Source organism: Stenotrophomonas sp. STEN020 (assembly GCF_056760195.1).
This window is the reverse complement of record NZ_JBRREI010000089.1, coordinates 1-11376: the sequence shown is the minus strand read 5'-3', so window position 1 is coordinate 11376 and position 11376 is coordinate 1. Positions and strand designations below refer to the sequence as shown.

Here is an 11376-nt window from a genome sequence, read left to right as displayed (position 1 = left end):
GTGGGGGTGGTTTTTTTTTTCTTTTGTTTTTATCTGTGTGCCCCCCCCGCCCCCCTTATTTTTTTAACCCCGCCCCGCCCCCGCGCGCTCGCGGCGCCCCACTACCAACTTCGGTGTCGATTATTGCTGCGTTGTTTCAGCGTTCTGCTTTGCATACCGCTGAGCCACCATCGAGCAGACTATCAGCTGGATCTGGTGGTAGATCATGATCGGCAACACGATCGCGCCGAGGCTGCCGCCGGCAAACAACACCTTGGCGATCGGTACGCCGGTGGCCAGGCTCTTCTTGGAGCCGCAGAACATGATGGTGATCTGGTCGGCGCGGTTGAAGCCCAGCCGCCGCGCCAGCCAGGTGATGCCAGGCATGGCGATCGCCAGCAACACCACCGCGACCAGGGCCGCAGCCAGCAGGGACAACGGCGGGGTCTTGCTCCACAAGCCTTCGCTCACCGATTCGCCAAAGGCGGCATAGACCACCAGCAGCACCGTGCCCTGGTCGGTGTAACGCAGCAGGCCGCGGCGCTTCTCGATCCAGCCACCAATCCACGGCCGCAGCAGATGGCCAAGTACGAACGGCACCAGCAGCTGCAGCATGATCGCGCCGACCGCATGCAGCGGGTTGGCCATGCCGCCCTGCGAACCGGCAAGCACGGTCATCAGCAGCGGGGTCAGGAACACGCCGAGGATGCTCGACAGCGAAGCCGCGCACACCGCTGCCGGCACATTGCCACCGGCAATCGAGGTGAAGGCAATCGAGGACTGCACGGTCGAGGGCAGGGCGCACAGGAACAGCACGCCGATGTAGAGCTCGGGTGTCAGCGCCCAGCCAGCCAGCGGCTTCATCGCCAATCCCAGTAATGGGAACAGCACGAAGGTGCAGGCAAGGATGGTGATATGCAGGCGCCAGTGCAGCAGCCCTGCGACGATGGATTCGCGTGGCAGGCGCGCGCCATGCAGGAAGAACAGCGCGGCGATGGCGATGTCGGTGAAGTGGTCGAAGCCTCTGGCTGCGCTGCCAGTGAGCGGAAGCACGCTGGCCAGGACGACAGTGGCGAGCAGGGCGAGGGTGAAGTTGTCCGGTCGCAGTCGCGACCACCAGCGGGTCATGTCGGCAATGCCTCCTGATCAGGGTGTGGGTGTTTCCAGCGCAGCGCGTGCAGCGGGCTCGAGCGAGGTCATGCCCGCATCGCGGCCGAACGTGAGTGCGTCCTCCACCGATGCGCCGTTGATGTGTGCGTCGATCAACGACAGCAAGGCGCCAGCGCGGTTGGAGGAGGCGCAATGCAGCAGGGTCTTGCCGCTGTCCTGCTTGAGCAGGCGATCAAGCGTGCGCGCGTTGGCTTCGGTGATGTCGCCGGCACCGGCGATGGGCAGGCGCACATAGCGCAGGCCGAGTTGTTCGGCCAAGGCGGCTTCGTCGTAGCCGCGATCTTCGTCGGGCTTGCGCAGATCGATGATGGTGGTGACGCCATTGGCGGCGGCATCGCGCAGCTGTTGTTCGCTCGGCTGGCCAGCGGTGATGAGGTCAGGGCGTGGTTGGCGCAGCGTCGCATCGCCAGCGAAGGCGTTGGCGGCGAGCAGCAGTGAGAGGAGCAGAGACAGGCGGTAGGTGTACATGCAGTGCTCCCTTGCAGGTGTCAGAGGCGCAGGCTGGCGCGGGCCTTGAGCAGCTCGCGCAGTTCGTATTTGTCGGTGTCGTCCAGGCCTTGCTGGCGTTGTTTTGCCTGCAGCTCGTCCAGGCGCTGGGTCAGCAGCTGCTTCTCCAGCTGCAGTACGGCGTCCTGCAGTTCCTGCGCCCACATTGCTTCATCGCCGGGCAATGCCTGCGCGGCCAGCTTGTGCAATGCGGCCTGTTCTTCGCGCTCGTTGAAGTGTTCGAGCAGGGCGCCAGTGCTGATGTCGGGGCGCTGCTGTACCAGATTCAACAACTCGACCAGCAGTTCGATGCCGGGCAGGCGCAGGCCGCCGATGGCGTGGTGACCTTCCAGGCTCATCGCCAGCGACGGCTGTTGCAGCAGGATGGCAATGGCTGCACGCACCAGGCTGCGCTTCTGCGCAGGTACGGCGTTATTGCGCATCGGTGGCCGCGCCACAGGCGCTGCGGCGGTACTGGTGCTGCCGATACCGGTCAGGCGCGCCAACTCCTGCTTCATCAGGTCGCCGAAGGCACCATCGGGAATCTGCGCCAGCATCGGCTTTGCGCGTTCGGCCAGGCGTGCCTTGCCGTCCAGCGTGCCGAGATTGATCTCGCGGCTGAGTTCGTCGAAGAAGAACTGCGACAGCGGCGTGCCCTGCTTGAGCCGCGCATCGAAGGCATCGGCACCTTCCTTGCGCACGATGGTGTCCGGGTCTTCGCCGTCGGGCAGGAACAGGAAGAAGGCCTGGCGGCCATCCTTCATGCGCGGTAACACCGACTCCAGTGCGCGCCAACCGGCGCGGCGACCGGCGGCATCACCGTCGAAGCAGAAGTACACATCCGGCGCATTGCGGAACAGCAGCTCGGCATGGTCGGGCGTGGTCGCCGTGCCCAGCGTCGCCACCGCCTGGGTGACGCCAAACTGGAACAGGCTGACCACGTCCATATAGCCTTCCACCACGATCAGGCGTTCGATCTTCTGGTTGGCCTGGCGCACCTGCCACAGGCCGTACAGTTCGCGGCCCTTGTGGAACAGCGCGGTTTCCGGCGAGTTGAGGTACTTGGGGCCGTCGTCCTTTTCCATGACACGGCCGCCGAAGGCGATGACGCGGCCACGGCGGTCGAAGATCGGGAACATCACCCGGTCGCGGAACTTGTCGTAGACGTGGCCACGATCGTTCTTGGAGAACAGGCCGACGCGTTCAAGCAGCTTCATGCGCCGCTCGTCCTTGCCCAGCGCGTCCTTCAGTGCGCTATAGCCATCTGGCGCATAGCCGATGGAGAAGCGTGCGCGGGTATCGGCATCGACGCCACGGCCATCGAGATAGGCGCGGGCCTTCTCATTGGTTTCGAGCTGCTTCTGGAAGAAGCGGGTGGCCGCATCCAGTGCCGAATACTGGTCGCGGCTGTCGTCCTGCTGCTGCGGCGTGCGCGCATTGGTTTCGCGTGGGATTTCCATGCCCACGCGCTTGGCCAGTTCATCCACCGCATCGAGGAACTCGAGGCGGTCGTAATTCATCAGGAAGCTGATCGCGGTGCCATGCGCGCCACAGCCGAAGCAGTGGTAGAACTGCTTGGTCGGCGAGACCGTGAACGAGGCAGAGCGCTCGTCATGGAACGGGCAGCGCGATGCATATTCCTTGCCCTGACGCTTGAGCGGCACACGAGAGCCCACCACTTCGACGATGTCGGTGCGGGCCAGCAGGTCGTCAATGAACGCGTCGGGAAGTCGGGCCATGCGGCAAATGAACAGCGCCGCCGGTTGGCGGAGCGCGATGAAAGGGGGGAAGGGGAGTGTACTAGGCTGGGCTGGTGCTGGCGGGGTGTTGGACTTGATGGTTTTCAGTCAGAGGCGCAGAGCTACCCCTCCCCGGCCCGTCCGGCCCGAAGGTATAGCCTTCGGTCGTTCATCAGGTCGCGCGGCAGTGCCGCGCAAGCAGACCTTCTTCACCCCCTTCGCTGCGCGAAAGGGAGGGGGCAGAGCTCGCTCCCTCCCTTTGCCGCAGGCAAGGGGAGGGACGGGGAGGGGTAGCTTCTGCCCCTACTCTTGCCGTCAGTCCAAAGCCCCAGCATCAACTTCTGCAGCCTCCACCTTCCGCCGCGCATACGCCCGCTCATCAATCACCGCGGTAATCAGCGCACCAGCAAAGAACACCACGCTGGCGTAGTAGATCCACACCAGCATGATCACCAGCGTGCCCATCGAGCCGTAAGCGCTGCCCGGCGCCGCGTTGGCGATATACATGCCTATCGCATAGCGGCCGAGGGTGAACAGTACGGCGGTGATGGCGCCGCCGAGGAAGGCCTGGCGCCAGGCCACCGGCCGGTCCGGCAGGTAGTGGTAGAGGAAGGCGAAGCCCAGTGCATACAGTGCCAGCGTGGTTGTGTAGCCCAATGCCGGCAGTGCCGACGGCAGGTGCGAGAAGATCACCTGCAGGGCGGTGGTGGCGACCATCGACACGATCAGCAGGAAGCCCAGTGCCAGCACCACGCCGGCGGAGAACACCCGCTTCTTCAGCCAGCCGAAGATGCCTTCGAAACGCTTGGAATCGGTACGGAAGATCAGATTCAGCGCCGCCTGCAGCTGGGCAAATACCACGGTGGCACCGACAAACAGCAGGATCAGGCTCCAGATGCCGGCAAGCGAGCCCAGATCCGGCTGTGCGCTGGCATTGGTGATCACCGTGCGTGCCACCTCGGCGACGCTGGGGCCGGCCAGCGAGCCAATTTGCTCGATAAGTGTCTGTTGCGCTGGTGGGTACAGTGAGGCGGTCAGCCACAGCAGCAGGACCAGTAGCGGCGCCAGTGACAGCAAGGTGTAGAAAGCCAGCGAGGCGGCCTGGGTCATCACGTCGGCTTCGACGAAGCGGCGGGCCAGGGCAGCCGGCAAGCTTTGCTGGAGCAGCTCCAGCCGGGATTTGAACGAATGCAGGGTGGGGCGGGTTGCAGGCATCAGGTAGGTCGCGTGAAGTCAGGGTTCCGTTCTAGCAAAGCCGGGCTTCGGTGAGGGTGAATAGGTACCCGTAGTGCCGAGCCATGCTCGGCAGAGGCCTTCCCGACAATGCACGACGATGTGGGAGCGGCATAAGCCGCGAAGCTGGACTCAGATCAGAAGCGGTGAAGCCAACCCCTCCCCAGCCCTCCCCTTGACCTTCGGCCAAAGGGAGGGGGTGTAGTGCCGAGCCATGCTCGGCAGAGGCTTTCCCGGCAATGCCCGAAAATGTGGGGGCGGCGTCAGCCGCGAAGCCACAGATTCGGCAGCTTGCTGGCCAGTGGGTGATTTCAGTATTGCCAGCTTCGCGGCTGACGCCGCTCCTACAAAAGGCAGAAGGGCAGCAGCAACAAGGCCCGCACTTGGCGGGCCTTGTTGCTTGCAAGCTTGGCAGCTGGGATCAGCCAGCCAGGGCCTGCTTGACCAGCTTGGACACCAGGCCCATGTCGGCCTGGCCAGCCAGCTTGGGCTTGAGCACGCCCATCAGCTTGCCGATGTCGGCAGCGCTGCTGGCGCCGGTCTCGGCCTTGGCGGCGTCAATCGCGGCCTGGATCTCGGCTTCGCCCATCTTGGCCGGCACGTAGCGCTCGATCACCACGATCTCCTCGCGCTCGATCACGGCCAGGTCTTCACGGTTGGCGGCTTCGAACTGGGTGACCGAGTCCTTGCGCTGCTTGATCATCTTGTCCAGCACGGCAATCACGTCGGCGTCGGTCAGCTCGATGCGCTCGTCGACTTCGCGCTGCTTGATGGCGGCGTTGATCAGGCGGATCACGCTCAGCGAGTGCTTGTCGCCGCTCTTCATGGCGGCCTTCATGTCTTCGAACAGCTGTTGCTTCAGGCTCATGGAGCACCTCTTCGGGTCGGGAATATGGGGCAGTGACGTCAGCGTTGCTGGCATCTGGAACGCAAAAAGCCGGCTACGCTTGCGCGTGCCGGCTTTCACTCCAGTACGGAAGGCCGGAGCCCCCCGTTCAGGAGTCGCGTACGATCAGTACAGGCGCTGACGCTTGGTGACGTCGCGCGAGGAACGACGCAGCTGGCGCTTCACGGCTGCAGCAGCCTTGCGCTTGCGTTCCTGGGTCGGCTTTTCGTAAAACTCGCGCTTGCGGGTTTCGGCCAGCACGCCGGCCTTTTCGCAAGTGCGCTTGAAGCGGCGAAGAGCAAACTCAAAGGGTTCGTTCTCGCGGACTTTAACGCTGGGCATGGAATCTCCGGGGACTCTGTAGAAAAACCGGGACACACCCGGTGAGCCGCGCATTATAGTCCCTTTGCGCAGACGTGCAACCCCCGCGATTTGGCGGGGGCGTCAGAGAGGTCCACAATACGCTTTATGAAAGTACTTGGCATTGAATCATCCTGCGATGAGACGGGCGTAGCCGTCTACGACACCTCACTCTCCGGGGCGGCTGCGCTGCGTGCGCATGCCGTCTACAGCCAGATCGCGCTGCATGCTGAATACGGCGGTGTGGTGCCGGAGCTGGCCAGCCGCGACCACGTACGCAAAACCCTGCCGCTGATCCGGCAGACCCTGGACGAGGCCGGCATCGCCATCTCCGAGATCGAGGGCGTGGCCTATACCGCCGGCCCCGGTCTGGTTGGGGCGCTGCTGGTCGGTGCCGGCGTGGCCCGCTCGCTGGCTTGGGGTCTGGATGTGCCGGCCATCGGCGTACACCATATGGAAGGCCACCTGCTGGCACCGCTGATGGAAGACGACCCGCCGGAAGCGCCGTTCGTGGCCTTGCTGGTGTCCGGTGGCCACACCCAGCTGATCGCGGTGGATGCCATCGGCAAATACCGCCTGCTCGGCGAGACTCTCGACGATGCCGCCGGTGAGGCCTTCGACAAGACCGCAAAGATGATGGGTCTGCCGTACCCGGGCGGCCCGCAGCTGGCCAAGCTGGCCGAGATCGGCACCCCGGGGCGCTACAAGTTCACCCGGCCGATGACCGACCGGCCGGGGCTGGACTTCAGCTTCTCCGGTTTGAAGACCCAGGTGCTGATGGCCTGGCGCGACAGCGACCAGACCGAGCAGACCCGTGCCGACATCGCCCGTGGCTTCGAGGATGCGGTGGTCGACACGCTGGTGATCAAGTGTGGCCGCGCGCTGGATGCGGCCGGCTGCGATGTGCTGGTGGTGGCCGGCGGTGTTGGCGCCAACAAGCGCCTGCGCGCCAAGCTGCAGGAGGATGCCCAGCGTCGCGGCGGCCGGGTCTGCTTCCCGCGCCCGGAACTGTGCACCGACAACGGCGCGATGATCGCCTTCGCCGGTGCCCTGCGTCTGCAGGCCGGCCAGCACGGCCCGGCCGAGATCAAGGTGACGCCGCGTTGGGACATGGCGTTGCTGCCGCCGGTGGTGGCTGCCGGGAATGGGGAATAGTGAGTGGAGAATGGTCGGAGCGGTTGCGACGCGGCCTGACGACTCCCGCCTTCAGCCACTGTTTCAGCTTTCCCGATCTTTCCGGCGCGCAGCAGACTGACGGCCTGCGGTGACCCTGTTTTAACCATTCTCGATTCCCTATTCCCCACTCCCGGCTTCAAATCCATGGACAAAGTATTCATCGAAGGGCTCGAAATCGACGCCCTGATCGGCATCTACGACTGGGAACGGCGCATCCGCCAGACCCTGGTGTTCGATCTGGAAATGGGCTTCGACAACCGCAAGCCCGCCGCCAGCGACGACATCGTCGACACGCTGAACTACAAGGCGGTCAGCAAGCGCCTGATGGAATTCGTGCGCGCCTCCGATTTCGGACTGGTGGAAACGCTGGCCGAGCGCTGCGCGCAGATCGTGCTGGACGAATTCAACGTGCAATGGCTACGCCTGAAGCTGAGCAAGCCCGGCGCGGTACGTGGTGCGCGTGCGGTTGGGGTGATCATCGAGCGCAGCCGCGCTGAGGCTTGAGCCTGTTTTTATCTGGCCGCGCGCGAGCACGTGCGCGGCCAGCGTAATCCCTGTTCGATTGAGTTTGTGCAGCCGGGCAGGTTGTTTCTGCAATACAAGTAAAAGGAAAAGTGCGCGATGGCGGTAATGGGAATTCGTTGGTTGGATCAGCTGGAAAACATGCTGGCGCCGTATCCGATGGCCTACCCGGCAGTGGTGTTGGCGGGATTGCTGCTGGTGGCATGGCTGGCCAATTTCGTCACCAAGCGCGTCCTGCTGCGCGGCCTGCGTTCGATGATCGAACGCTTCTCCGGCCCCAATCACAACGCCAGGCAGCCGCTGCGGGTTATCGCGCGGCTGTCCAACATCGTGCCGTCGGTGGTGCTTGCCGCTGGCTTGAGCATCGTGCCGGAGCTGCCGCCGGGCTTGGTCAACGGCTTGAAAGCGCTATGTCATGCGTGGACGGTGCTGACCATCGCAATGGCAGTGTCGCATGCACTTGATGCCTTCAACGATTTCTACGAGCGCCGCGCCGATGCGCGCAACAAGCCGATCAAGGGCTACCTGCAGGTCGTCAAAATCGTGGTGTTCGTATTTGCCGGCCTGTCGATCGTGGCGATCCTGGTCGGCGTGGAACTGCTGCACCTGGTTACCGGTCTGGGCGCGGCCACGGCGGTGTTCATGCTGATCTTCCAGGACACCATCCTGTCGCTGGTGGCCAGCGTGCAGATCAGTGGCGATGGCCGCGTGCGCATCGGCGACTGGATCGAGATGCCCAGCCAGAACGCCGATGGCGACGTGATCGACATCGCCCTGCATACCGTCACCGTGCAGAACTGGGACAAGACCGTCACCACCATCCCGACCAAGAAGCTGGTCACCGAGTCGTTCAAGAACTGGCGCGGCATGCAGGAAGCGGGCGGACGCCGGATCAAGCGTTCGATCTACCTGGACCAGCACAGCGTGCGCTTCCTCGATGCCGGTGGATTGGAGCGACTGGGCCAGATTGCACTGCTGGATGATTATCTGGCGGGCAAGCAGCAGGAACTGCAGCAGTGGAATGCACAGGTAGCGCAGGCGCACCCGGAACCGGTCAACTCGCGTCGGCTGACCAACCTGGGTACGTTCCGCGCCTACGTGGAGCTGTATCTTCGCCACAATCCGGGCATCCATCAGGACATGACCCTGCTGGTGCGGCAGATGGCACCGACCCCGCAGGGCCTGCCACTGGAGATCTACTGCTTCACCTCCTCGACAGCCTGGGCCAAGTACGAGGCCATCCAATCGGACATGTTCGACCACCTGTTGGCGATGCTGCCGGAGTTCGGCCTGCACGTATTCCAGGAATCCAGCGACGCCATGCTGATGACAGTTCGCGAGCAGCGCAGCTGACATGTAGTGCCGAGCCATGCTCGGCAGGGGGCTTTCCCAGCGAAAGGCTACCCCTCCCTAACCCTCCCCTTGGCTACGCCAAAGGGAGGGGGCTGAAGCTGTAGTGCCGTGCATGGCTCGGCACTACAGGTGTGCCGTGCGGCAGCCACTTCACGCTTGTAGCGCTAGAATCAGCCGCTTGAAAGCGTTTACATGAAGGACTGCTGGTGGCCCCCGACCGCATTGAATCCCTGATTTCCCGCATGACCGTCGACGAGAAAGTCGGCCAGCTCAGCGTGTTCGCCGACATGGTCCGGCCGTTCGCACCGGACGTGAACCCGGAGGCCAACGTACGCAATGCCGAGCAGGTGCTGGAACAGGTGCGCGCTGGCCGGGTCGGCTCGCTGTTCAATGGGGTCGGTGCCGAGCTGGGTCGGCGCATCCAGCAGGTGGCGCTGGAAGAAAGCCGCTTGGGGATTCCGGTCATCCTCGCCTCCGATGTGATCCACGGCATGCGCACCGTGTTCCCGATCCCGCTGGGCGAGGCCGCCAGCTTCGAGCCGGATCTGGCCCGTCGCACCGCCCGCGCCACCGCCATCGAAGCGACTGCCGCCGGCATCCACTGGACCTATGCACCGGCGGTGGATATCGCCCGCGACCAGCGCTGGGGCCGCGGTGCGGAAGGGGCGGGCGAGGACGTAGTGCTGGGCTGCGAATTCGCAGCCGCCCGCGTGCGTGGCTTCCAGGGCGATGACCTGACTGCCGAAGATTCGTTGCTGGCCACGCCCAAACATTTCGCCGCATACGGTGCGGTTGCCGCCGGTATGGAATACGCGCAGGTGGATATCTCGCCGCAGACATTGCGCGATGTGCATCTGCCGCCCTTCAAGGCAGCGCTGGATGCAGGCGCGCTGTCGCTGATGAGCGCCTTCAACGACATCAATGGTGTTCCGGCCAGCGCGAATCGCGCGCTGCTGACCGATCTGCTGCGCAAGCAATGGAAATTCGAGGGCGTGGTGGTTTCCGACTACACCGCCGACATGGAGCTGATCGCCCACGGCTATGCCGCCGATGAAGTGGATGCGACTCGCAAGGCCTTCCTCGCCGGGTTGGACCTGAGTATGCAGAGCGGTTTCTACGACCAGCATCTGGCTGGATTGGTGAAGGCCGGCGACGTGCCGGTCGCCGTGCTCGACGAATCAGTGCGGCGCATCCTGCGCTTGAAGGATGCGATCGGTCTGTTCGATAACCCCTACCGTTCGCTGGACCCAGAGCGCGAAGCGGACCAATCGCATATCGCGGAACACGATGCACTGGCGCGCGATACCGCGCGCCGTTCGGTGGTATTGCTGAAGAACGACGGCGAGTTGCTTCCGCTGAAGAAGCAGGGCCAGAAGATCGCATTGATAGGTCCGTTCGTGCAGGACCGCGACAACATCGAAGGCTGCTGGACCCTGTTCGGCGACAAGTCGCGTTACGTAACACTGGAAGCTGGTGTACGCGCTGCCCTTGGCGACGCGGCGGCACTGGAAGTCGTGGCGGGCTGCGCCTTGGAAGAACCGCTGGAAGGCGGCATCGAAGCAGCGGTCGCCGCCGCGCAGCGTGCCGACGTAGTGGTGCTGGCAGTTGGCGAACCACAGCGTTACAGCGGTGAAGCGCAGTCGCGGGTGGAGATAACTTTGCCACCGGCACAGCAGGCGCTGGCTGAGGCGGTCGCTGCCACCGGCACGCCGCTGGTGGTACTGCTGCGCAATGGTCGCGCGCTGGCACTGCAAGGTGCAGTGCGTGACGCGCAGGCCATTGCGGTGACCTGGTACCTGGGCACGCAGAATGGGCATGCCTTGGCCGACATCCTGTTCGGCGACTACAGCCCCTCGGCGCGCCTGCCGGTGAGCTTTCCGCATGCCTCGGGCCAACAGCCGTATTTCTACAGTCACCCGCGCAGTGGCCGCCCGGAGCTGCCAACCATGTCGGAGTTCAAATCGCGCTGGCGTGAGTTTCCGAATACGGCCTTGTATGCGTTCGGTCATGGCATCGGCTATGCACGGTTTGAATATGGAACGCCGCGGCTGAGCACGCCGCAGTTGGATTGGGATGGCGCGCTTGTGATCCGTAGCACTGTGCGCAATACCAGTGCGGTGGCGGGTGAGGAAGTGGTGCAGCTATACGTGCATGATCGCGTCGCCAGCCGGGTGCGGCCGGTGCGCGAGCTGAAGGCCTTCCAGAAGGTGGCCATTGCGGCAGGTGCATCGGTGGAGGTGGAATTCCGCCTGGATCGACAGCAACTCGCGTTCACTGGCGTGGATGGCGAGTACATCGCTGAGTCTGGGCTGTTCGATGTATGGGTATGTGCCTCTTCGGTGAGCGGTGAAGCAGTGAGCTTCGAGCTGCTGGGCGCCTGATCCAGAACGCTGTACGCGAGTAAGCTTTGTTTTCGGTAGTGCCGAGCCATGCTCGGCAAGGGGCTTTACCGGTAGTGCCCCTGTCGAGCAT

General features: G+C 63.9%; 10 protein-coding genes. 4 read left to right on the top strand and 6 right to left on the bottom strand.

From position 1 onward, the window contains the following. Positions 1–120: 120 nt before the first annotated feature. The 6 genes from ACVOLZ_RS21475 to rpsU form a co-directional block, all read right to left on the bottom strand. A complete protein-coding gene (locus ACVOLZ_RS21475) occupies positions 121–1107 on the bottom strand; it encodes a bile acid:sodium symporter family protein (RefSeq protein ID WP_481517904.1) in 987 nt (328 codons plus the stop codon). Between the two features lie 18 nt (positions 1108–1125). After that, entirely contained in the window at positions 1126–1617 is a 492-nt protein-coding gene (locus ACVOLZ_RS21470; RefSeq protein ID WP_481517903.1) for a protein tyrosine phosphatase family protein, read from the bottom strand. 20 nt (positions 1618–1637) lie between these two features. Next, positions 1638–3374 carry a DNA primase gene (gene dnaG / locus ACVOLZ_RS21465; RefSeq protein ID WP_481517902.1) on the bottom strand — a complete coding sequence of 579 codons (1737 nt, stop codon included), beginning with the start codon at positions 3372–3374 and terminating at the stop codon, positions 1638–1640. A 315-nt stretch (positions 3375–3689) separates the two neighbouring features. Next, complete coding sequence (locus tag ACVOLZ_RS21460; protein WP_481517901.1) at positions 3690–4589, bottom strand: YihY/virulence factor BrkB family protein; 900 nt, start codon at positions 4587–4589, stop codon at positions 3690–3692. A gap of 439 nt (positions 4590–5028) precedes the next feature. Further along, entirely contained in the window at positions 5029–5475 is a 447-nt protein-coding gene (locus ACVOLZ_RS21455; protein ID WP_481517900.1) for a GatB/YqeY domain-containing protein, read from the bottom strand. Between the two features lie 144 nt (positions 5476–5619). Further along, entirely contained in the window at positions 5620–5835 is a 216-nt protein-coding gene (gene rpsU, locus ACVOLZ_RS21450) for a 30S ribosomal protein S21 (protein ID WP_002808376.1), read from the bottom strand. A 126-nt stretch (positions 5836–5961) separates the two neighbouring features. Between rpsU and tsaD the strand changes: the two genes are divergently transcribed. The 4 genes from tsaD (at position 5962) to ACVOLZ_RS21430 (ending at position 11285) form a co-directional block, all read left to right on the top strand. Then, on the top strand, positions 5962–7008 hold the full coding sequence (gene tsaD / locus ACVOLZ_RS21445; protein ID WP_481517899.1) for a tRNA (adenosine(37)-N6)-threonylcarbamoyltransferase complex transferase subunit TsaD: 1047 nt from the start codon (positions 5962–5964) through the stop codon (positions 7006–7008). 165 nt (positions 7009–7173) lie between these two features. Next, complete coding sequence (gene folB, locus ACVOLZ_RS21440) at positions 7174–7533, top strand: dihydroneopterin aldolase (RefSeq protein WP_303749954.1); 360 nt, start codon at positions 7174–7176, stop codon at positions 7531–7533. A 117-nt stretch (positions 7534–7650) separates the two neighbouring features. After that, positions 7651–8904 carry a mechanosensitive ion channel family protein gene (locus ACVOLZ_RS21435; protein WP_481517898.1) on the top strand — a complete coding sequence of 418 codons (1254 nt, stop codon included), beginning with the start codon at positions 7651–7653 and terminating at the stop codon, positions 8902–8904. A 206-nt stretch (positions 8905–9110) separates the two neighbouring features. Next, the gene (locus tag ACVOLZ_RS21430; protein WP_481517897.1) at positions 9111–11285 is read left to right on the top strand and encodes a glycoside hydrolase family 3 N-terminal domain-containing protein; all 2175 of its coding nucleotides are present in this window, start codon (positions 9111–9113) and stop codon (positions 11283–11285) included. Positions 11286–11376 lie beyond the last annotated feature (91 nt).